This is a genomic window from Propioniciclava sp. (assembly GCF_047602245.1).
Classification (GTDB): Bacteria; Actinomycetota; Actinomycetes; order Propionibacteriales; family Propionibacteriaceae; genus Propioniciclava.
The window spans coordinates 2,482,051-2,502,934 of sequence record NZ_JASGHT010000001.1 but is presented as its reverse complement, the minus strand read 5'-3'; the positions used below and the strand labels follow the sequence as shown (position 1 = coordinate 2,502,934).

Genomic DNA, 20,884 nt, shown 5'->3' with positions numbered 1-20,884 from the left:
AAGCAGTCTTTCTTCGTGTCACAAACTGTCACCGCCCGCGCGTCCTTCGACTCGCTGGGCGTCCCGCCCGTGCTGCTCGCTCCGCTGGCGGCGCGCGACATCACCAGCCCGTTCCCGATCCAGGTCGCGACCCTGCCCGACACGCTCGCCGGGCGCGACGTGCTCGGCCGCGGGCGCACCGGCTCGGGCAAGACCCTCGCCTTCGCGCTGCCGCTGGTCGCCCGCCTCGCCGGACTGGTGCCGTCGGCGTCCGGCCTGCCCCGGCGCACCCAGCCCGGTTCGCCGCGCGGACTCGTGCTCGCCCCGACCCGCGAGCTGGCCAACCAGATCATGGCCACCATCGAGCCGCTCGCCCAGGCCGCCGGGCTGCGCGCCATCACCATCTTCGGCGGCGTCAGCCAGGGCCGCCAGGTGCAGGGCCTGCGCTCCGGCGCCGACCTGGTCATCGCCACTCCCGGACGCCTGGAGGACCTGATCGCCCAAGGTCACGCCCGCCTGAACGCGGTCGCGATCACCGTGCTCGACGAGGCCGACCACATGGCCGACCTCGGCTTCCTGCCCGGTGTGACCCGCATCCTCAAGGCCACCCCGCGCGGCGGCCAGCGGCTGCTGTTCTCGGCGACGCTCGACAACGGCATCGACAAGCTGGCGAACCAGTTCCTGACCAAGCCGCTGCTGCACAGCGTGGACGGCGCCGAGTCGCCGGTCACCGCGATGAGCCATCACGTCTTCCTGGTGCCGGACGCCTCACAGAAGCGCGCGGTCGTCCGCGAGCTGGCCTCGGGGCGTTCGCGCCGGCTGCTGTTCACCCGCACCAAGCACCAGGCTCGCAAGCTGGCGCGCGACCTGACCGCGAGCGGGATCCCGGCGGTCGAGTTGCACGGCAACCTGTCCCAGAATGCGCGTGAGCGCGGCCTGCGCGCGTTCGCCGACGGGCGCGTCCGGGTGATGGTCGCCACCGACATCGCCGCCCGTGGCATCCACGTTGACGACGTGGAACTCGTGGTGCACGTCGATCCGCCGGCCGAGCACAAGGCGTACCTGCACCGTTCCGGCCGGACGGCGCGCGCCGGTCACGACGGCGACGTCGTCACGCTGGTGCTTCCCGAGCAGCGCAAGGACTTCGCCGGCCTGGCCCGGGCCGCCAAGATCTCGGTGCAGCCGACCCCGATCCAGCCCGGCGATCAGCGCGTCCTCGACGTGGCCGGGGAGCCCGCCGCGGCCGTGGCGGCGTCCGACATTCCGCAGGAGGCCGCCCGCGCCGTGCCCAAGCAGGCGCGCGGCACCGGCTCCAAGCCGCGCGGCGCCACCCCCAAGCAGGCGGCCCGCACCGCCCCGGCCAAGAACGGAGGGCGCCCCACCAGCGCACCGGCCGGGCGTCCCGACGCCGCAGGTGCCGGACGGCCCGCGACCGAGCCCACCGGCCGGCGCCGCCGGCGCGCACGCCGCGGATAACCCACTCACGCGGCGCTTCGGCGCCGAAGAATGCCTTCAGCGCGCCGGTGGCCCAACCCCGACCACCGGCGACGCCTGTCTCCGCCCTCACCCAGCCAGCCAGACGCGCCAGTGCTGGTTCATGGTCTGAGTTCGAACCAAAGACCAACGCTGAGGCTCCCCCACCTCCTGCGGACGAGACTGCGGAGATGCTCACGACGTCCGTACGCCGACGGGGTTCGGGATAGACGTACGACGTTCAGGACGGCCGGAACGGAGGGCTGCCGCTGCCCTAGAGACCTGGATGCTGGCGAACGGGTGCGAGGCCGGATTATGCGATTTCATCGCATTAGCAATGAAAACTAGACGCAGTCGATACCCCAATATTGGGTAATTCGAGCAGCCGCCTCGGCAGGTGCGATGACGCCACGTTCCAACTCTGAGCGGACCTTCTCACGACGACTCCAATATTCGCTCATCCTCGCCCGGCTCACGGCATGATCCGCATATCGAGCCGACTCGGCCTTGCGGGGGCACACAGCCCAGCACCAGCCGGCGAACACGCCGAGAAGCAGACCGGCGACCGGCCAGCCGAGATCGACACCGGCCATCGCCTGGGTAGCTCCCTGCAGTGCCTGCGCATGCGGGACGACACCACTGGCGATGATCCCCAGAAGAGCACCAATCACGGCTCCGACAAGCAGAGACGTCACTGGGGGCCGGCGTCGCGACGCACTCTCGACCGGGAAGGGGCAAGCCACGCGCGGGAGCCGGCCAAACGACTGAAGATGGCGTAGATCCTCGGCGATCACCGGACGAATCCGGTTGGGCGACCAGTTTCCCGACGAGACCACGTGCGCATGGGCGGCGACTTCGGCGGCAGCCTCATATCCGGCGGCCCAGCCCTTGTCGTCCATCACCATGCTCCTCTCGGTCGAGAATGCGCCCCGCGTACGCCAAGAACAATAGCGACTCAAACCTGAATTTCGAGTGCGACCGCAGACTTTATTCTCATGCACCCACGGTCGGCGATAAAGCGCGGCCCGGAGCTACGCGGTCGCCGCCGCACCGTCCGCCTCGGCGCCGCGGAGCCGAACCGTCGAAAACACCGGTTCGATCAGCACCGTTCGATCGGTGCCGCCGGAGTCGAGACCGCCCACTCAGCCGGCACCACCGGAGTCGAGACCACCGGTTCAGTGGGCGTCGCCGGAGAAGTTATCCACAATCTCGCGGCCCCGGGTGTCATGGCGACCTTGTCACACAGCACAGTGGTCCTGTGCGTACACCTACCCCCATGCCGCTTCCGCCTCGGCCGACCACCCGGCAGGCACTACTCGAAGCGGGCGCCACGCCACGGATGCTGCGAACACAGGTCGCGGCCGGCCGACTCGCCGTCGTGCGCCGTGGCGTCCTGCTCTCGGCCGATCGCTGGCCCGATGACCCCGCCCAGCAGCACGTGCTCCGCGCTCGCGCAGAGGTGACGGTCCACCCGGACGCCGTAATCAGTCACCAGTCAGCCGCCACCATCTGGGGGTTGCCCACGACGAATCCCGGCAACTGGTGGGAGGCCCCTCCCTCGATCACGCTCCCACCCGAACACCACCGCTCCCAGATGCGGTCGGTCACGCATCATCACCGCGGTGTTCTCGAGGCCGGTGAGGTGCAGACCGACGACGAGGGGTACCCGGTCACCAGCCCTGCGCGGACCGCCGTCGACCTGGCGCTCGATGAGGAACTACCCGGCGCGCTGGTGCTGTTGGACGCCGCGGCTCGGATCATCATCGGTTCGATGGTCACGAACCCCCGGCGCCAGCACTACGGCGCACCCCGGCTGGTCGAGGAGGCACGCCATCTCGTCAGGCGCTCGGCCGCGATCCGACGCGGTGGATCGCGGCTGGTCACGGCCATCGACGCGATCGATGCCCTGCGCGAGTCTCCGGGAGAGTCGCTCTCCGCCGGACACATGATCCTGGCCGGCCTGCCGAGGCCGGAATGCCAAAAGGAGATCCGCACCCCGGCCGGGCGGTTCCACCCCAACTTCTACTGGCGGGGTCCGGCCCACCGGAACGGCCCTGGTCTCGTCGGCGAGTGCGACGGAACGATCAAGTACCGCGATCCCGCGGCGTACGCCGCCGAGAAGCGCCGGGAGCAGGTGCTGCGCGACCTCGGCTACGACGTGGTGCGCTGGCAGGTCAGCGAGATCATGCACAAGCCGCACATCGTCATGGATCGGATCGCCCGAGCACTCGGCCTCTGAGGCCTCACGGGTAAGGACCAAGATGTGGTCGTTCTCAGGGCACAGATCAGGCCCGACAGCCGCAAGGGCCGAGAAGTGGTCGGTATGACGCCTCATCCACCAGCTCATACCGACCACTTCTTGGCCCATAGCTACCGGTGCCGCTCCGACCCGGCTGAGAACGACCATTCGTGAGCCATCCATCTCCTCGAGGCTCTCGAGTCGCCAGGAGGGGCAGGGGCCTCGGGCCGAGTGGCCCCGGACAGAGCGGCTCCGGCAGAGCAGCCTCGGAGGCGACCACCTCCCCTCGGGGCCTTCGAGTCCACCGAGGAAAGACCGGCCTTCGCCACGCTCGGGGCCTGACGTAGGCTCGCCGCCATGGATTCGCTGGGCTACCGCGAGGAACAACCCGATCGCGCCGACATCGACACCATGCCGGGCGCGACCCTGCTGGTGTTCGGGACGAACTGGTGCGGCTATTGCCGGGCGGCGCACCGTCCGCTGGAGACGGCGCTCGCCGAGTACCCCCAGATGCGGGTGGTCAAGGTCGAGGATGGACCGGGGCGCTGTCTGGGCCGCTCGTTCCGGGTGAAGCTGTGGCCGACGCTGGTCTTCCTGCGCGACGGCGTGGAGGTGACCCGCCTCGTCCGCCCGCACAAGGCCGAGCCGATCACCACCGCGCTCCGCGAACTGGCATCCAGGCCAAGCAGCTGACCGCACCCCGGTGACGTCGTCGGTGTGAACCATGACGTTCTGGTGGGCCCACTGGGGATCGAACCCAGAACCCGCGGATTAAAAGTCCGCTGCTCTGCCAGTTGAGCTATAGGCCCCGGCCAGACAGTCTAGGACCGGTCGCCGCAGTGCGCACGTACGCTGGCACCATGACGCCGCCGCAATGGGGAATCCCGGTCGTGCTGGCGCTCGGCGTCGTCGTGATCGCCGCCGGCTGGTGGTGGGACCGCCGCCGCTACCGCCGGCTCGGCGAGGGGTTCACCACCGAGGAAGACCTCGCCAAGCTCCCCACGAGCGCCGCCACGGACGACGCCTCCGTCGACCCCCTGCTCGCCCGGCGCCCAGCCGTACCGACACTGCCTGCCGGAGTCGCCGATCCGGCCTTCCTCACCCACCCGGCACGAAACCTCGCCGTAGCGGGCCACCCGCTGGTTCTCGTCACCGACGCCGCGCTGAGCGACGACCGCCTGCTCATTCCTCTCCTCGCCCAGGCCCGCGAACACGAGCGGCCGCTGGTCTTGGTCGCGCCCGACTTCAGCACCGAGACACTCGGCATGTTGCGTGCCAACCTGCTCACCGAGAGGGTGCGTACGCTGCCGATCCACGCCGACCCAGCACTGCTCCCGCGGGCCGCCGAGGCCTGCGGTTGTCTGGTGGTGCCGGACGCCGACCTGCGCGCGGGGTGGCTGCCCGCCCAGGCGTGGGGCGCCGCCACCGCATGGGTGGCCGACCTCGATCAGTCATGGGTCATCGACGACGCGAGCGAGCTCTCAGCCAACACTCAAGGCTGAGAAACCTCAACCTCTCGTTGAGGTTTCTCAGCCTTTTCGACTAGTTCCTTAGCCTCATCGCCATTTCCGCTTGAACTCCCCCGGCACACGGGCTTCCATGGTCGTGGCCAACCGCAGCGGGCGGGTCGTACCCCGATGAAACAAGGGAGTTCCACCAGTGAGACGAACAGGCCGCCTGAAGCTGATGGCAGCAGGCGTAGGAATGTCACTCATCACGCTGACTACGGCAGGAGTAGTGTTCAGCAACCAGGCGTTCGCGAGCCAGCCAATGGCTGCGACCACCTGGGTGAATATGCGCTCCGGTCCCGGAACCGGGCATGGCGTGCTCACCGTGCTCGCCCCGTCACAGGCCGTCACCACCACCGGCCAGACCAGCGGGGGGTGGTACCAAGTAACTACTACTTCCGGGCAGACCGGCTGGGTGTCTAAGACGTACCTGAAGAGCACCGGCACCAGTTCCGGCTCCTCCGCGTCCTCGTCGCCCACCGCGTCCGGGTCGGCCACCACGATCGCGGCGGTCAACGTCCGCTCGGGCCCCGGCACCGGTCACACGGTGCTCGGGGTCGCCGCCAAGGGCACCACCCTCCCGACGACGGGGAAGACGTCGGGAGGATGGACCGAGGTGATCCGCAACGGTTCGGCCGCCTGGATCTCGACCTCCTACCTGACCCGCGGCGCGGCGAGCGGCTCCTCCGCACCGGTGTCCGGCCAGGTGCGCACCACTGCCAATCTCTACCTACGGGTGGGCGGAAGCATCAAGCACGCCGCTGACGGCGTCCTGCCCGCGTACTCGGTGGTGGACACGACCGGTGCGACGTCGGGCGACTACACCGAGATCATTCACCAGGGCGAGCGCCGCTGGATCGCCACCCGCTACCTGAGCGCCACCACGTCGGGCCCGTCGGTGCCGAGCACCCCGGCCGTCACGGGCAGCGTGTGGGTCGACGTGGAATCGCTCTACGTGCGGGCGACCTCCAGCCCGAACAGCGCCGTGGTCGCGACCCTCCGCCGGGGCACCGAGCTGAAGACGACCGGTGTGGTCGCCGGGGACCGCCTGCAGGTGATCTACAACGGCGCCGCGCGCTGGGTGTTCCGGGCGTACACCACCTCGACGGCGCCCGGAGTGTCGTCCTCACCGCCGACCGCCTCGCTGACTCCGATGAACACCTCGGTCAGCCTGCCCGGATACTCGGGCCTGAAGAACAACGCCAAGGTCGCGGCCCAGCACGTCATCGACTCCTATCCGGCGATCCGGACGATCGGCGGCTGGCGTTCGGGGAGCGCCTACTCCTCCGACCACCCCAACGGCCGCGCGATCGACGTGATGGTCCCGAACTGGGGATCCTCCACCGGCGTCGACCTGGGCGACAAGATCGCCGCTGACTTCCAGGCGAACGCCGCGAAGTACAACGTCAGCTACATCATCTGGCGGCAGCAGCAATGGAACGCCGCCTACCCGCAGCGGGGATGGCGCTGGATGGAGAACCGCGGTTCGGTCACCCAGAACCACTACGACCACGTGCACGTCTCGTTCAAGTCCTGAACCGAGCCGGACGCCTCATCGTCACGACCCCGCCGACCTTCTGGTCGGCGGGGTCGTTCGGTTCAGACGGTCGTGAGTGAGGCAGGCGCTCAGGACACCGGCGCGAGGGTGGACGCGAACGCCTCCAGCGCCTCGTAGGGCAGGTCACCGCTGACGATGGTCACCGTGTCGTCGGACGTGGTCACGAGCGAATGGGTGCGGCCGTCCTCGGACACGTAACGCTCCCAGGTGCGGCCACCGGCCTGGGAGGAGCCGTCCACCTTGCCGCGGCGAGTGACGTCGTCGACGAACACCGGCGTGGCCGGTCCGCGCTGGTCGAGGCCCAGGTAGGACCGCTCGGCCGTCAGGACGCCGAACTGCCAGGTGTCGGCGGGCACCGGATCGCCGCCGATGCCGCGCTGGCCTGCGGGGATCCAGCGTGCGCGGGTCACCACCCAGCTCTCCGGCAGGTTCTCGGGCGCCACCACCGCGAACGACGCCTCGTCGGCGGCCGCCTGGGCCACCGGGCGCCAGTCGATCGGGTTCACCGGCGGCTCGGGGTCGATCGTGAACAGCCGGGTGATCAGGATCGCCGGGATGAAGATCACCAGCATCGCCACGATCATCTGAACAACGGTGGCGTTTCTGCGCGGTGCGGCCATGAGGGGAATCTTCCCACGGAACCCAGGCCTCATTTGCCCCGTGAGCACCGCGTGCCGTAAGCAAGGGCCCATGACGCGCGCGACCGCCCACATTCCCCAGACTCGTCCGATCGCCGATCCCGCGCAGGTGGTGAGCGGGCCAAACTGGCGCATCACCGTGCTGACGCCGCGGTTGCTGCGGCTGGAATGGTCCGACGACGGCGTGTTCGAGGATCGCCCCACCCAGGTGGTGTGGAACCGCGCCCTGCCGCCGGTGCCGTTCCAAGTGACACGCTCCGGCGACGGCCTGCGGCTCACCACCGAGGCATTGCAGCTCGACTATGACGGCGCGCGCTTCAGCGCGGGCGGGCTGACCGTCCGCCAACTCGTCGGCGCCCAGAATCACTCGCAGTGGCACTACGGGCTCGACCTTCCCGTTCAGCCGCGCGAACCCGCCTGGCTGCAGGGCAACCTGGGCGGCACCGCGCGCACCCTCGACGAGGCCGACGGCGCCGTGCCACTCGAGCCCGGCCTGCTCGCCACCCGCGGCTCCACCACGCTGGACGACTCCGGTTCGCTGGCGCTGGACGCCGACGGCTGGCCCACCCCGCGCGTCGGCGACATCGATCTCTACCTGTTCGGTCACGGCCACGACGCCCAGGGCGCGCTCGACGACTTCTACGCGATCACCGGGCCGACCCCGCTGCTGCCGCGCTGGGCGCTGGGCAACTGGTGGTCGCGCTACCACGAGTACAGCGCCGAGGAGTACCTGGCCCTGATGGACCGCTTCGCCGCCGAGAACCTGCCGTTCTCGGTCGCCGTGGTCAACATGGACTGGCACTGGGTCAACCTCGAGCCCGGCCTCGGCTCGGGCTGGACCGGGTTCTCGTTCAACACCGACCTGTTCCCCGACCCGGACGCCTTCCTGGCCGCCCTGCACGAGCGCGGCCTGACCGTGTCGCTCAACCTGCACCCGGCCGACGGCATCCGCCGCCACGAGGACGCCTATCCGCGCCTGGCGAAGCGGCTCGGCCTCGATCCCGCCACGGGGGAGGCCATCGCGTTCGCCGTCGAGGATCCCGAGTTCATCCGCGCCTACCTCGAAGAGGTGCTGCACCCGCTGGAGGAGGCCGGCGTCGACTTCTGGTGGCTCGACTGGCAGCAGGGCGGGGCGTCCGGCATGCCCGGGCTCGACCCGCTGTGGCTGCTCAACCACGTGCACTTCCTCGATTCGGCGCGCACCGGACGGCGTCCGCTCACCTTCAGCCGGTACGCCGGGCCGGGGTCGCACCGCTACCCGGTCGGCTTCTCCGGCGACACGATCACCACCTGGGAGAGCCTGCACTTCCAGCCCTACTTCACCGCCACGGCGTCCAATATCGGCTACGGCTGGTGGAGCCATGACCTGGGCGGGCACATGATGGGCGAGCGCGACGACGAGATGGTGGCCCGCTGGCTGCAACTGGGCGTCTGGTCACCGATCATGCGGCTGCACTCGTCGGCGAGCCCGTTCACCGGCAAGGAGCCGTGGAACTTCGGCGCCCGCGCCGCCGCGGTGATGGCCGACAGCCTGCGGCTGCGGCACCGGCTGCTGCCCTACCTATACACGATGAACGAGCGCGCGCACGCCGCCGGGGTGCCGCTGGTCCGTCCGCTGTACTGGGAGGATCAGCGCGCCGAGACCGTGCTGACCAGCACCGGGACCTTCCTGTTCGGCAGCGAACTGCTCATCGCGCCGCTGACCACCCCGGCCGACCGGCGCACCGGCTGCGCCCGCGTCCGCACCTGGCTACCCGCGGGCACCTGGACCGACTGGTACTCCGGCCTGCGCTACACCGGCGGCCGGTTCGTCGAGTTCGGCCGCCCGCTGGAGACCTACCCGGTGCTGGCCCGGGCCGGCGCGATCGTGCCGCTGACCGCCGGCGACGACCTGGGCGTCGGCAACCCGGCCGCGCTGCAGGTGCGGGTGTTCGCCGGCGCTGATGGATCCTTCGAGCTGTACGAGGACGACGACGCGGCCGAGCCGGTCACCGCGCGGACGCCGCTGCGCTGGGAGCAGGCGAGTGGCACCTTCACCATCGCGCCGGTGATCGGGGACGCCGCCGTGCTGCCCGCCGAGCGCCGCTGGACGGTGGCGATCACCGGTGTCGCGCCCGCACAGGCGCCCGGTGTGGAGAGCAGCTACGACGAGGAGACCGGCACGCTCACCCTCGATCTGGGTGTCGTCGACCCCGCTCAGGGACGCGTCGTGCGCTTCGCCGAGGCTCCGCGGCCGTCCGACCAGCGCCTTGAGGCCCGCGTGTTCGCCCTGCTCCACCAGTTGCAGGTGCGCTACGACGACAAGCATGTGCTGTGGGACATGCTGACCCGGACGCCCTCACCAGCCGGACGCCTCGCGGCCCTCGCCGCGCTGCCGGTCGCCGACGACGTCAAGAACGCGATCACGGAACTGCTGATCGCCGAGGTGTAAGGCCTGCGGGCGCGGCGGAGGGATTCACCGCCGCGCCCGAGCTCCCCCGGCCCGGGTCACGGCCGCCGGGCGTCAACGCCCGTAACGGCGCTCTCGGTTGGCATAACTGCGCAGAGCGCGCAGAAAGTCGACGCGGCGGAAGTCTGGCCACAAAGCCTCGCAGAAATAGAACTCGCTGTGCGCCGACTGCCACATCATGAACCCAGACATCCGCTGTTCGCCGGAAGTCCGGATGATCAGGTCAGGGTCGGGCTGGCCCGCGGTGTAAAGATGCTCGGCAATGTCGTCGATCTCGAGGGTTTCGGCGACCTCCGCCAGCGGCGTCCCCTTTTCGGCTTCGGCCGCGAGCAGTTTACGGACCGCATCGCGCAGTTCGTGGCGCCCGCCGTAGGCGATGGCCACGTTGATCTGCATGCCATCATTGCCGGCACTGAACGCCTCGGCGCGAGCCAGGTTGGCGGCCATCCGTTCGGGCAGCATCGTGACGTCGCCGACGCACTTGACCCGCCAGCGCTTCGAACCGGCGAGTTCGACGAACAGCCGCTCGATCACCCCCAGGAGGGGGCCGACATCCTCGGTGTGGCGGGTGAGATTCTCGGTCGACAGCACCCACAACGTCACCACCTGGATGCCGGCCTCGTCGCACCAGGTCACGAACTCGCGCAGTTTTTCCGCCCCCGCGCGGTATCCGGCCACCAACGGGCGGTCGGGGGCGTTCAGCCGGGCCCACCGGCGGTTGCCGTCGGCGAGGACGGCGACGTGGCGGGGCAGCCGCTCGCGGTCGAGTTCGGCGAATAATCGCTGCTCGTAGGTGGAGTACAGCAGCCCGGCCGGGCGCAGCCGTTCTGCGGCCTCGCGAAGCCGGTCTTTCCAGGGGGGGGTGGTCATGACTGAAGGCTAGCGAGGGACGACATTTATCAGCGGCTGCCCCGCGCGAAGTCGCGCGAGATTGGCGTTGAACAGCTCGTTCGAGCCGTGCGCGACCCCGCCGGCCATGTGCGGCACGATCACCGTGTTCGGGGCGTCCCACAGCGGGCCGTCGGCCGGGTAGGGCTCGGGGTCGACCACGTCGAGCGCGGCGCCGCCGAGGCGTCCGGCGTGCAGTGCCTCGGCCAGCGCGTCCCCGTCGACGGTGACGCCCCGGCCCACGTTCACCACCCAGGCCCGCGGCGGCAGCAGCGCGATCCGTTCGGCGTTGAGCGCGTGCCGGGTCTTCGGCGAACTGGGCAGCACCATCACCAGGATGTCGGTCTCGGGGAGCAGCCGGGGCAGGTCATCCTCGGTGAACACCTCGAACCCGGCGCGCTCCCCCGCCGTCTGCGCCACCCCGCGCACCCGTGCCGACAACGCCTGGAACAGGCTCGCCGTCTGCTGGCCGATCGATCCGAACCCCCAGATCAGCACGTTGGTGTCGATCACCGAGCCCAGCCGGCCGGGGGCGTGCAGGGGGCGCCAGTCGCCGAACTCGTCGTGCTCCCAGCGGTGTGCGCGCTGGGCGGCGAGCATCTCGGGAAAGCGCAGGATTCCGGTGAGGGCCAGCGCGACCGCCGTCTCGGCGACCGTCTTGTCATGCAGCCCGCGCCCGTTGGTGATGGTGACGCCGGGCCCAAAGCCCGCGGCCAGCACGCCGTCGGGGCCTGCAGCCAGCGTCTGCACCCAGCGCAACCCGGACGCCTCGCGCGCGAGCTGGCTCGCGGCCGGTGACGTCCAGCCCTGCAGGATCACGCCGTCGGCGTCGAGGTGCTCGGCCGCGACGGCCTGGGTTTCGTCGATGCGGACGACCTCGACGTCGGAAGGCGGTTCGAACTCGAACGGAGCGTTGGAGGTCACGAGCAGCTTCATGCGTGCACACGTTACTCCCGATGCGCCTGCGCGGTACCCCCACGCCGGGTACGCCCGGCGCGGGGGTACCCGGCGTGGGGGGTTGCATCCGTCTCCGGCCCGACCTACGCTTACCTACGTGACCGTAAGTTACGCATCGTCAAGTAAGGGATCGGCGATGAATACGACCCCCACCAAGCCCAAACTGCGCGGCTGGTTCCACCTCGGCATGGCACCCACGGTGCAGCTCGCCGGGCTGATCCTCATCGTGGCCGCACCCAGCCTGCTGGCCCGCATCGGCATCGCCGTCTACCTGGTGTCGGCGACCCTACTGTTCGGCACCTCGGCGATCTACCACCGCGGCAACTGGGGCGAGAAGATGGGCGCCTTCCTGCGCCGGCTCGACCACACCAACATCTTCTTGTTCATCGCGGGCACCTACACCCCGCTCGCGCTGATGCTGCTGGACGGCGCCAGCCGGGTCACCGTGCTCGCGCTGGCCTGGGGCGTCGGCGTGCTCGGCATCACCGTCAAGATGGGCTGGATGAACGCGCCGCGCTGGCTCTACACCGCCCTCTACCTGATCATGGGCTGGGTGGCGGTCGGATGGCTGCCCGCGTTCTGGGTCTCCGGCGGTCCGCTGATCGTGATCCTGATCGCCCTGGGCGGCCTGATCTACTCCGGCGGCGCGGTCGTCTACGCGCTCAAGCGCCCCAACCCGTCGCCGGCCTGGTTCGGGTTCCACGAGATCTTCCACGCCTGCACGATCCTGGCGGCGATCTGCCACTTCGCCGCAATCGCGCTGGCCACGCTGCGCTGAGCCGAGGGCTGAGGCCTCCGGATCAGGCGCGGCTCCACAACGCACGCCGGACGTCCTGCACCGTGCGGGCGGGCGCGAAGCACACCTCACCGCGGCACACGTAGACGGTGTGATCGAGCCCGACGATCTCGTGTTCGTCGTATTCCTCGACCGCGCCGGTCGCCGCGATCCGGGCGGCCAGGCACATCGATGGTGGTGCGGTTCTCGAAATGGTGCGCGAAACCGGTGGTGCCCGGACGCCCCGAGACGACGACCGTGCCGGCGGGCATCATCCGCCACACGGCGCGGGCGGCGTCGTTGAGCGGATCCGCGTCCTCGTCCAGCACCACCGCGACCGCCGGGCGCAGTCCCTTGCGGGCCTCGTCGGCCGCCAGCAGGTCACCGAGCGCGGCCGGCGCGAAGCGCGGGGCTGCGGCCACCATGCCCCAGGTGGTCCGGGCGGCGGCGTCCGCACGGGCCAGGAAGTCGGCCCGGCCGGCCAGCGCACCGGCCGTCCGCAGCGCGGCGACCAGCGCCATGGTTCCCGACGGCGCCGGGTTGTCCTGCACATCGCGCGGCCGCGAGAACAACACACCGGACGCCGCATCGTAGAAGCCACCGTCCTCGGCGCCGAACCGCTCGATCGCCTGATCGAGCAGCAGCACGGCACGGTCGAGCCAGGCGGATTCGCCCAACACACCGGCCAGGCGGGCGAAGGCGCCCGCGACGGCGCCGTAGTCCTCGGCGACGCCCGGGGCATCCCCCACCACCCCGTCGAGGGAGGTGCGGGCCAGGCCGTCGGCGGTCCAGTGCACCGACCACAGGTGGTCGGCGGCGCGGTGCGCCAGGTCGATCCACGACCGCTCACCGAAGATCAGCCCGGCCCAGAGCAGGTTCTCGATCATCCAGCCGTTCCAGGAGGCGATCACCTTGCCGTCGCGCGGCGGCGGGAACCGGTTGGCCCTGACCTGGAGCAGGCATTCGGAGACCTCGGCGAGGCGGTCGGCGTCCGGCGCCCCCCGCAGTTGCAGGGTCGACAGGCCGTGTTCGAAGGTGCCCGTCTTGGTGACGTGGAATGCTTCGGCAGCCCATTCGGCGTCCTCGCCGAGCGCGTCGGCGAGCAGTTCGGGGTTCCACACGTAGTAGATGCCCTCGTGGGCCATGCCGCGGATGTCGGCCGAGTCGGCGTCCAGCGAGGCGGCGAACCCGCCGGCCGGGGTGGTCATCTCGCGCTCGACCCAGCCGGCGATGCCGCGCGCCACCCGCTCGAACAGGGCGCGCAGCGGCGCCTCATGCTGGGGGGTGCGCCGCCAGCCACGCGCGTAGGCGCCGAGCAGCAACGCGTTGTCGTTGAGCATCTTCTCGAAATGCGGCACAACCCAGCCTGCGTCCACGGCGTAGCGGTGGAACCCGCCGCCGATCTGGTCGTGGACTCCGCCGCGCGCCATCGCCTCAAGGGTGCGCTGGGCCAGATCGAGCGTGCCCGCCTCGCCCTTGACCAGCAGCGCGTCGACCAGCAGCGGCGAGGGGAACTTGGGCGCGCCGCCGAACCCTCCGTGCATCAGGTCGAAGTCGGCGCTCACGGCGTCCAAGAGCTCCCAGATGCCGGGCGGCTCGTCGGCCGTCGGCAGCGCGTTGATCTCGGCGAGTTGGCCGACGATCGCCGACGCCGAGGCGAGCACCTCGTCGCGGCGCTCCCGCCAGGCCTCGCCGAGCGCGCCGACCAGCTGGGTGAACGACGGCTGCCCGGCGGTGGGCTCGGGCGGAAAGTAGGTGCCGGCGAAGAACGGGTCGCCCTCGGGCGTGGCGAAGACGGTCATCGGCCAGCCGCCCTGCCCGGTCAGCGCCTGGGTGGCGCGCATGTAGACCGCGTCGACGTCCGGCCGCTCCTCGCGGTCGACCTTGATCGCCACGAAATGCTCGTTGACCAGCGCGGCCGCCGCGGCGTCCTCGAACGATTCGTGCGCCATCACGTGGCACCAGTGGCAGGCCGAGTAGCCGATCGAGATCAGCACCGGGACGCCGCGACGCCGGGCCTCCTCGAACGCCTCGGGCCCCCAGGGCCACCAGTCGACCGGATTGGTCGCGTGCTGAAGCAGATACGGGCTCGTGCAGGACGCCAGACGGTTCGCCATAGTGCCCCTACTCTCTCATGCCGCCCCGGACGCCCACGCGCAGCCTCGTCCGCGACGCCTGACTTCACCGGCACCACCCCAAGCTGAAACGTACTGGAACAATGTTCCAGTAGATTGCGCCACTGAGGTCTCCGCCCACCGCGCAGCGCGGGACGACGGCCGTTGACCGGCCGCCGTCCCCTGCTTCACACCAGGGCGGCCCGTGAGGGCGGGAGCGCGTACTCGTCGCGTTTGCTGGTGCCGACGTTCATCCGGCTCATTGCGGCGGCCAGGCCGACCGCGGCGGCGACGCCGTCCACCACCGGGACGCCGACCCGCTCGGCGAGGTGACCGCACAGGTCGGCCATCCCGGCGCAGCCGAGGACGATGGCGTCCGCGCCGTGCCGGGCGACGGCGTCCGTGCAGTGCTGGGCGATCGTGTCGATGTCGCAGGGTGCGGCGTCCTCAAGATCGAGCACCGGGATGCCGGTGGCCGACATCGACACGCAGGCGGTCACCATGCCGTAGCGGTGCAGCAGATCCTGGGCGCGGCCCAGGGTGCGGCTCAGCGTGGTGACGATGCCGAAGGAGCGTCCTGAGATGGCCGCGACGTGCATGGCCGCCTCGGCGATGCCGACCACGGGAACCTCGACGAGTTCGCGGGCGGCGTCCAGGCCCGGATCGCCGAAGCAGGCGATCACGTAGGCGTCCGAACCACCCATGGCCAGGTCAGCTTCGATCGCGCGCACGATGGCGACGGCGGCGAACGCCTCGTCGGTGTGGCTTTCGATCGCGGCCGGGGCCTCGCCCGGCTCGGGGCAGACCGCGGCGATCTCGACACCGGGCCCGGCCACCGCCCGGGCGGCGTCCGCGATCTTCGCGGTCATCGCCCGGGAGGTGTTCGGGTTGATCAGCAGGATCCTCACCGCGGCGCGCCCGCCGCCGCGAGCTCATCGTCGGCATGATCGGCCGGCACGTAGTCGTAGCCGGTCCGGCCGTCCTGCGTACCGTAGGAGACGCCGGGCGACCCGGCGTCGGTGAAGGTCGGCACCCGCGGGTTGGCCCGCTCGAACGCCACCAGCAGCACGAAGCCCAGGCCACAGCCGATGAACCAGGTGTAGTTGCCGATCCAGGCGAAGTCGACGATGCCGAGGTCGGCCAGCAGCTTCGGGAACACCGCCAGCGCCACCGTCGGGACGCCCGCCAGGACGAGCGCCCAGATCGCGTTGGGGTTGTAGCCGTTCTTGTACCAGTAGGCACCGGTGGGGCTGGCCGTGTACATGTCGTCGGTCTTGATCCGCTGCTTGGAGACGACGTAGTAGCCGGCGATCAGGATGCCGAACAGCGGCCCGATCAGCGCGGCCAGCACGCCGAGCGAGTAGTGAATCGCGTCATCGTTGGAGTACCAGTTCCACGGCAGCAGGAACACCGAGCCGACGGCGGCGATCATGCCACCCATCCGCCAGGAGATCTTCTTCGGCGCCACGTTGGAGAAGTCGAACGCCGGCGAGATGAAGTTGGCGACGATGTTGATGCCGACGGTCGCGGTGACGAAGGTCAGGCCGCCGAGCAGGATCGCCACCGGAGTGTCGATCCGCTCCACCGTGTGGATCGGGTCGGTGATCAGCTGGCCGAACACGGGCACCGTGGCGGAGGCCGTGATGACCACCAGCAGCGAGAAGAACAGGAAGTTGACCGGCAGACCCCAGAAGTTGCCGCGCTTGACCGCCTTGAAGTCGCGTCCGTAGCGGGCGAAGTCACCGAAGTTGAGCATCGGTCCCGAGAAGTAGGCGACCACGATCGAGATGGCCATCGCCATGGTGCCGATCGTCTCGCCCAGCCCGAACTCGTGATCGCTGGAGGACAGGTCGAGGCTCACGTTGCCGATGCCGGCCTTCGAAACCAGGTAGACCGCGAGGATGATCATCACGACATACACCGCGGGGCCGGCCCAGTCGATGAAGCGGCGGATCGCCTCCATGCCGTTCCAGAACAGCGCCACCTGGGCGACCCACAAGATGGCGTAGCTGATCCAGCCCAGCGCCGACAGGCCGAGGAACCCGACATCCAGCAGCGCCGCGCTGCCCGGGATGAACTTCAGGAAGATGATGTTCAGCGACTGCGCGGCCAAGAAGGTCTGGACGCCGTACCAGGCGATCGCGATGATGCCGCGGATGATGGCCGGCACGTTGGCGCCCTTGATGCCGAACAGGAACCGGTTGACCACCGGGTAGGGGACGCCGGTCTTCTGGCTGGGCTTGGCGACCAGGTTGGTGAACACCTGCACGATCACGATGCCGACCAGCAGCGCGACGAGCACCTGCCAGGCGGCCAGGCCGAGCGCGAACAGTGACCCCGCGGTGACGTAACCGCCGACCGAGTGCACATCCGACATCCAGAAGGCGAAGATGTTGTACCAGCTCCACTTCTGCTCGCGCAGCGGCGCGAGATCCTCGTTGGCGAGGTTCTCGTCGTAGTGGGGCTTCATATTGCCGGAGCCGACGGGATGCCCTGCGGCCTCGACGGTGTCCTGTGGTTTACCGGACGGGACGCCGGGGGCGACCTCCGGACTGGAGTGGGTATTCATGGCCAGACGACCTTCCTGGGAGCGAGAACCGCGTCGTGGCGCACGGTGGCCAAGGCCGAAGCCCTGGTCAGCGCTGCACGCAGGAAATTCCAGCGTCCCCGAGGACGCCCCAGGTTTCTGTCCGGTAAAGGGTCTGTGACGGTCCTCGCACCGGACCCGGGATGAAAGGGCGCGTCAACGCACGACCGGGATCACCCACGGTCGTGCGTGCGAGGGGAAACCTCAGAGGTCGGCGGGCGAGTGCGGCGACTCGGCGGCGTGCGTCTGGGTGGCCTCTTCGTTGCGCTCGTTGATCTTCAGGTGCCGGCGCATGCTGAACCACAGCAACGCGAGCGCGACCAACATCACGACGGCGACGCCGAGCGGCGCCCATCCCGGCGCCAGGGCCGAACCCAGACCTAGATCGAGTAGAACCACGCGTCCACACTACTCCCGTCGTGGGTGTCGATCCCGGCGAACAGGTCATCCTCGGGAACGAAGGTCGGCACCCGCGACTTCACCAACTGGTAGTCCTCGGTCGGCCAGGCCCGCTGCTGCAGCGCCAGCGGTACCGCGAACCAGAATCCGTCCGGATCGATCTGGGTGGCGTGCGCGCGCAGCGCGTCGTCGCGGACGGCGAAGTAGTCGCCACACGGCACGAAGGTGGTCAGCCGGGCGGCCTGGGTCGGATCCTCCGGCCAGCCCTTCAGCCGCTCGCGGTAGGGCGAATCCAGCCCGTGCTCGTGCATCACCTCATCGAGCGCGACGGCCCGCGAGCGGTGGAAGGTCATGTGGTAGTAGACCTTCAGCACCTGCCACGGCTCCCCCTCGACGCCCGCGGCGTCCGGATCGGCGGCCAGATCGACCGCCGGCAGACTGATGTTGTGCGTCTGCACGTGATCGGGGTGCGGATAGCCGCCGTTCTCGTCATAGGTGGTCAGCACATGCGGCCGGAACCGCCGGATGATCGTGGCCAGCCGCGACGCCGCCTGCGTGACGTCGGCGAGCGCGAAACAGCCCTCCGGCAGCGGCGGCAGCGGATCGCCCTGCGGCAGGCCGGAGTCGACATAGCCGAGCCACTGCTGCTGCACACCCAAGATCTCGCGGGCGCGCGCCATCTCCGCCTCGCGCAACGTCGCGATGTTCTGCCAGTTCTCGGGGGTGTCGAGGGCCGGGTTGAGGATGTCGCCGCGCTCGCCGCCGGTACAGGTCACCACCAGCACCTGGACGCCTTCGCTCACGTAGCGCGCGACCGTCGCGGCGCCCTTGCTCGATTCGTCATCGGGATGAGCGTGCACGGCGAGCAGGCGCAGCGGCTCACCCGCGGCGTCCACGCGCAGGGGCTGGGGATCAGACGGCATGCGGGCCATTGTCGCGGTGATCTCGGCGCCGGACAAACCCCGTCCGCGCCAAAAGGGCAGAATGGTCGGGTGACTTCGCCCACCGATACGGACGCCGCCGCCCGCCTCGCCCGCCGCTATCCGCCCAGCCGGACGCCACGCTGGCTGTGGGTGGCGATCGCGGTGACGCTGGCCGTGGTCGGGGGCGGCTGGATGATCTGGGCGGCCCTGCACGGCGCCAATCCCGCCGTGTCGGCGAAGATCGTCAGCTTCAGCGTCACCTCCGACCAGACCGTCGACGTGCACGTGACCACCCAGCGTCCCGACCCGTCACGTCCGGGCGTGTGCACGGTGATCGTGCAGGCCGAGAGCTACGACACCGTCGGGCAGTACCCGATCGAGCTCGCCCCCGGCACCGAGACCCTCGAAGACCACCACGTCACCGTGCGCACGTTCAAACGCGGGACGTCCGCCTCGATCCGCTCCTGTGAAGCACGCTGAGCTAGGCTGGCGCAATGTCTGACGCAGCACAATCGACGGTCTGGCTGACCCAAGAGGCCTACGACAAGCTCAGTGGTGAGCTGGAGTACCTCAAGGGTGAGGGCCGCAAGACTGTCTCGGCCAAGATCGCCCAGGCCCGCGAAGAGGGAGACCTCTCCGAGAACGGCGGCTACCACGCCGCACGCGAAGAGCAGGGGCAGCAAGAGGCGCGCATCCGGCAACTCGAGGCGATGCTCCGCGACGCGCACATCGGTGAGCCGGCCTCGGCCGGCGATGCCGTCACCCCGGGCATGACGGTCACCATCTGCTACGACGACGACCCCGAGGACACCGACACCTTCCTGCTCGGGTCGCGCGAGCTGATCGGCGTCACCGACAGCAAGATCGACGTGTTCAGCCCGCAGTCGCCGCTCGGCGCGGCCGTGGTGGGCGCCAAGAAGGGCGACACCGTCTCCTACACGGCCCCGACCGGCAAGACGATCGAGGTCACCGTCTTGGAGTTCTCGGTCTTCACCGGCGCCTGACCCCTGCTCGATCCGCCGGAAACGTCACAGGAATCGACCCCGCGAGATGATTCGAGACCGATGAGTGTGACGTTCCCGGCAATCAAGCAGCCGGAGCCGGCCTGAACCCGGCTGGAGTGAGACCGGCTCAGGCCTTCGCGATCAGCGGAGGCGTCCGAGCAGGTCGGCCGCGACCGCCGGGGACAGGATTCCCGCAGCGACCTGGGAGAGAACCTGGTCGCGGACGGCATCTGCCCCTTCCGAGACCGGGGCGTCGGTGGTGTCGCGGGGTCCCGTCTCGTGGGCGGCGCTAGCGCTCCCACGTTGCGAGGAACCCGGCTCCGCGTCGGCGGCGCCCGGCTCGCCGGCAGGCTCGGCCGGTGCTCCGGTGAGGTCTTCCGAGACGTCCGGCACGGCAGGGTCGGGATCGGGGGCGTCGGTGAGCCAGCCCAGGCGATCCAGGACGGCGTTGAACCGCGCTCGCGCGGTCGGGTAGCTCACCTGCAGGTGCTTCTCGAGCTCCTTGAGGTTGCCACGGCTGGTCAGGAAGACCTTCAGCAGGTCGAGGTCGGCGGCGTCCAGTGCGCAGAACGGGCACGAGGCGAACGACCCGACCAGTTCGGTGCCACACCCGGCACACCCGAGCCGGGTGGTGGTCAACGCATCACCGCAGACGGGGCATTCGGAAGGCGCATGGTGGGTGTGGGCGCGGTGCGCCCGCGAGGGCGCGGTCATGCGTCGGCCTTCTTCACGCTCACCGAGCCCATCACGACCTCCAGGTCGAGGCGGGCCGCGCCGGCGCCGACCACCAGTTCGTCGGGGGTTCCGGCGTCCTCGGGCCAGGACACCCTGCCCAGCTGGGCCTGTGCCCGCACGGTCACCGACGCCCGCGGCGTCAATGCGACGTTCAACGAGCCCGATTCGACCTTGATCCGCGAACGGCCGGCGTTGAAGCTGCCCTCGAAGTTGCCCGACCCGGCCTGTACCAGCGCGTCACCGACCCGGCGCACCCCCTTCACGCCCGCACCGCCCGCGGTGATCCGCAGGCGTCCGAGGAAGGGCACATCGGATACCGACAGGCTGCCCGCGGTCAGTTCGACGTCGACCTCGATCGCCGGGTTCACCCGCACGGTCAGCCCGCGCGCGAAGGTGAGCCCGCGCAGGTCGTCGAGGCTCTTGGGCGGGTTGAGGACGCTGAACCCCTCCAGCTTCGGGCCCACCTCGCCGTCGGCCGAGACCTCCAGCACATTGCCGTTGCGGCGCAGCACGTGCTCGCCGGTCACGGACGCCGTCGCCACCGTTGCGTCGCCGACCACGGTGACCCGGCGCCCGACGGCGCGGATCACCACCCGGTCGGTGCCCTTGACGCCGGTCGGGCCGGCCTGCATCGATGAACGGTTCGCCGTCGGCGGCA

19 protein-coding genes, 1 tRNA gene and 1 pseudogene are annotated in these 20,884 nt (G+C 69.9%); 9 read left to right on the top strand and 12 right to left on the bottom strand.

The window, feature by feature from the left end; all coding sequences use genetic code 11:
* Positions 1-15 precede the first annotated feature (15 nt).
* A complete protein-coding gene (locus tag QM708_RS11815) occupies positions 16-1,455 on the top strand; it encodes a DEAD/DEAH box helicase (protein ID WP_415108586.1) in 1,440 nt (479 codons plus the stop codon).
* Between the two features lie 341 nt (positions 1,456-1,796).
* Here the strand turns inward: QM708_RS11815 and QM708_RS11810 are convergent, their stop codons facing one another.
* Positions 1,797-2,351, bottom strand: a complete 555-nt coding sequence (locus tag QM708_RS11810; RefSeq protein WP_415108583.1) for a hypothetical protein — start codon at positions 2,349-2,351, stop codon at positions 1,797-1,799.
* Between the two features lie 377 nt (positions 2,352-2,728).
* Here QM708_RS11810 and QM708_RS11805 point away from each other — a divergent pair, with 377 nt between their 5' ends.
* Both QM708_RS11805 and QM708_RS11800 read left to right on the top strand, forming a co-directional pair.
* Positions 2,729-3,691 (top strand): hypothetical protein, encoded by a 963-nt coding sequence (locus QM708_RS11805; RefSeq protein ID WP_415108580.1) that lies wholly within the window; start codon positions 2,729-2,731, stop codon positions 3,689-3,691.
* Positions 3,692-4,048: 357 nt separating this feature from the next.
* Entirely contained in the window at positions 4,049-4,384 is a 336-nt protein-coding gene (locus QM708_RS11800) for a thioredoxin family protein (protein WP_415108577.1), read from the top strand.
* Between the two features lie 40 nt (positions 4,385-4,424).
* Here the strand turns inward: QM708_RS11800 and QM708_RS11795 are convergent.
* Positions 4,425-4,500, bottom strand: a tRNA-Lys gene (locus QM708_RS11795).
* 51 nt (positions 4,501-4,551) lie between these two features.
* Here QM708_RS11795 and QM708_RS11790 point away from each other — a divergent pair.
* Both QM708_RS11790 and QM708_RS11785 read left to right on the top strand, forming a co-directional pair.
* Positions 4,552-5,193: a hypothetical protein gene (locus QM708_RS11790; RefSeq protein ID WP_415108574.1), complete on the top strand. Its 642-nt coding sequence runs from the start codon at positions 4,552-4,554 to the stop codon at positions 5,191-5,193.
* Between the two features lie 268 nt (positions 5,194-5,461).
* Positions 5,462-6,736, top strand: a complete 1,275-nt coding sequence (locus QM708_RS11785; RefSeq protein WP_415108571.1) for an SH3 domain-containing protein — start codon at positions 5,462-5,464, stop codon at positions 6,734-6,736.
* 89 nt (positions 6,737-6,825) lie between these two features.
* Here the strand turns inward: QM708_RS11785 and QM708_RS11780 are convergent, their stop codons facing one another.
* Positions 6,826-7,377 carry a DUF4245 domain-containing protein gene (locus QM708_RS11780; RefSeq protein ID WP_415108568.1) on the bottom strand — a complete coding sequence of 184 codons (552 nt, stop codon included), beginning with the start codon at positions 7,375-7,377 and terminating at the stop codon, positions 6,826-6,828.
* A gap of 70 nt (positions 7,378-7,447) precedes the next feature.
* Between QM708_RS11780 and QM708_RS11775 the strand changes: the two genes are divergently transcribed.
* A complete protein-coding gene (locus QM708_RS11775; RefSeq protein WP_415108566.1) occupies positions 7,448-9,826 on the top strand; it encodes a TIM-barrel domain-containing protein in 2,379 nt (792 codons plus the stop codon).
* Positions 9,827-9,898: 72 nt separating this feature from the next.
* Here QM708_RS11775 and QM708_RS11770 read toward each other — a convergent pair whose 3' ends face one another.
* The gene (locus QM708_RS11770; RefSeq protein ID WP_415108563.1) at positions 9,899-10,714 is read right to left on the bottom strand and encodes an isoprenyl transferase; all 816 of its coding nucleotides are present in this window, start codon (positions 10,712-10,714) and stop codon (positions 9,899-9,901) included.
* A 9-nt stretch (positions 10,715-10,723) separates the two neighbouring features.
* Positions 10,724-11,668, bottom strand: coding sequence for an NAD(P)-dependent oxidoreductase (locus QM708_RS11765; RefSeq protein WP_415108560.1), 945 nt, complete (start codon positions 11,666-11,668; stop codon positions 10,724-10,726).
* Positions 11,669-11,825: 157 nt separating this feature from the next.
* Between QM708_RS11765 and trhA the strand changes: the two genes are divergently transcribed.
* Positions 11,826-12,467: a PAQR family membrane homeostasis protein TrhA gene (gene trhA, locus QM708_RS11760; protein ID WP_415108557.1), complete on the top strand. Its 642-nt coding sequence runs from the start codon at positions 11,826-11,828 to the stop codon at positions 12,465-12,467.
* A 22-nt stretch (positions 12,468-12,489) separates the two neighbouring features.
* On the opposite strand, the pseudogene QM708_RS11755 reads toward trhA, so the two are convergent.
* The 5 genes and pseudogenes from QM708_RS11755 to mca all read right to left on the bottom strand — a co-directional run bounded on the left by QM708_RS11755 (position 12,490) and on the right by mca (position 18,487).
* Positions 12,490-14,581 (bottom strand): annotated as a pseudogene (locus QM708_RS11755) (thioredoxin domain-containing protein).
* Between the two features lie 185 nt (positions 14,582-14,766).
* Positions 14,767-15,486, bottom strand: a complete 720-nt coding sequence (locus QM708_RS11750) for an aspartate/glutamate racemase family protein (protein WP_415108554.1) — start codon at positions 15,484-15,486, stop codon at positions 14,767-14,769.
* On the bottom strand, positions 15,483-17,147 hold the full coding sequence (locus tag QM708_RS11745; RefSeq protein ID WP_415108551.1) for an NCS1 family nucleobase:cation symporter-1: 1,665 nt from the start codon (positions 17,145-17,147) through the stop codon (positions 15,483-15,485). Before QM708_RS11745 ends, QM708_RS11750 begins: the two co-directional genes overlap by 4 nt.
* A 222-nt stretch (positions 17,148-17,369) precedes the next feature.
* Positions 17,370-17,564: a hypothetical protein gene (locus QM708_RS11740; RefSeq protein ID WP_415108548.1), complete on the bottom strand. Its 195-nt coding sequence runs from the start codon at positions 17,562-17,564 to the stop codon at positions 17,370-17,372.
* Positions 17,546-18,487, bottom strand: coding sequence for a mycothiol conjugate amidase Mca (gene mca / locus QM708_RS11735; RefSeq protein ID WP_415108545.1), 942 nt, complete (start codon positions 18,485-18,487; stop codon positions 17,546-17,548). Before mca ends, QM708_RS11740 begins: the two co-directional genes overlap by 19 nt.
* A gap of 69 nt (positions 18,488-18,556) precedes the next feature.
* Here mca and QM708_RS11730 point away from each other — a divergent pair, with 69 nt between their 5' ends.
* Positions 18,557-18,967, top strand: coding sequence for a DUF4307 domain-containing protein (locus QM708_RS11730; protein WP_415108542.1), 411 nt, complete (start codon positions 18,557-18,559; stop codon positions 18,965-18,967).
* 14 nt (positions 18,968-18,981) lie between these two features.
* Positions 18,982-19,491 (top strand): transcription elongation factor GreA, encoded by a 510-nt coding sequence (greA, locus tag QM708_RS11725; protein WP_415108539.1) that lies wholly within the window; start codon positions 18,982-18,984, stop codon positions 19,489-19,491.
* A 141-nt stretch (positions 19,492-19,632) separates the two neighbouring features.
* Here greA and QM708_RS11720 read toward each other — a convergent pair whose 3' ends face one another.
* Positions 19,633-20,205, bottom strand: coding sequence for a DUF2089 domain-containing protein (locus QM708_RS11720; RefSeq protein WP_415108536.1), 573 nt, complete (start codon positions 20,203-20,205; stop codon positions 19,633-19,635).
* Complete coding sequence (locus tag QM708_RS11715; RefSeq protein ID WP_415108533.1) at positions 20,202-20,858, bottom strand: hypothetical protein; 657 nt, start codon at positions 20,856-20,858, stop codon at positions 20,202-20,204. The genes QM708_RS11720 and QM708_RS11715 overlap by 4 nt, the downstream gene beginning before the upstream one ends.
* Positions 20,859-20,884 lie beyond the last annotated feature (26 nt).

Excerpts from the sequence above, each read along its gene's own strand:
- QM708_RS11810 (WP_415108583.1), bottom strand. The coding sequence starts at position 2,351 with ATGGACGACAAGGGCTGGGCCGCCGGATATGAGGCTGCCGCCGAAGTC.
- QM708_RS11805 (WP_415108580.1), top strand. The coding sequence starts at position 2,729 with ATGCCGCTTCCGCCTCGGCCGACCACCCGGCAGGCACTACTCGAAGCG.
- QM708_RS11800 (WP_415108577.1), top strand. The coding sequence starts at position 4,049 with ATGGATTCGCTGGGCTACCGCGAGGAACAACCCGATCGCGCCGACATC.
- QM708_RS11790 (WP_415108574.1), top strand. The coding sequence starts at position 4,552 with ATGACGCCGCCGCAATGGGGAATCCCGGTCGTGCTGGCGCTCGGCGTC.
- QM708_RS11785 (WP_415108571.1), top strand. The coding sequence starts at position 5,462 with ATGGCTGCGACCACCTGGGTGAATATGCGCTCCGGTCCCGGAACCGGG.
- QM708_RS11780 (WP_415108568.1), bottom strand. The coding sequence starts at position 7,377 with ATGGCCGCACCGCGCAGAAACGCCACCGTTGTTCAGATGATCGTGGCG.
- QM708_RS11775 (WP_415108566.1), top strand. The coding sequence starts at position 7,448 with ATGACGCGCGCGACCGCCCACATTCCCCAGACTCGTCCGATCGCCGAT.
- QM708_RS11770 (WP_415108563.1), bottom strand. The coding sequence starts at position 10,714 with ATGACCACCCCCCCCTGGAAAGACCGGCTTCGCGAGGCCGCAGAACGG.
- QM708_RS11765 (WP_415108560.1), bottom strand. The coding sequence starts at position 11,668 with ATGAAGCTGCTCGTGACCTCCAACGCTCCGTTCGAGTTCGAACCGCCT.
- trhA (WP_415108557.1), top strand. The coding sequence starts at position 11,826 with ATGAATACGACCCCCACCAAGCCCAAACTGCGCGGCTGGTTCCACCTC.
- QM708_RS11745 (WP_415108551.1), bottom strand. The coding sequence starts at position 17,147 with ATGAATACCCACTCCAGTCCGGAGGTCGCCCCCGGCGTCCCGTCCGGT.
- mca (WP_415108545.1), bottom strand. The coding sequence starts at position 18,487 with ATGCCGTCTGATCCCCAGCCCCTGCGCGTGGACGCCGCGGGTGAGCCG.
- greA (WP_415108539.1), top strand. The coding sequence starts at position 18,982 with ATGTCTGACGCAGCACAATCGACGGTCTGGCTGACCCAAGAGGCCTAC.
- QM708_RS11720 (WP_415108536.1), bottom strand. The coding sequence starts at position 20,205 with ATGACCGCGCCCTCGCGGGCGCACCGCGCCCACACCCACCATGCGCCT.
- QM708_RS11715 (WP_415108533.1), bottom strand. The coding sequence starts at position 20,858 with ATGCAGGCCGGCCCGACCGGCGTCAAGGGCACCGACCGGGTGGTGATC.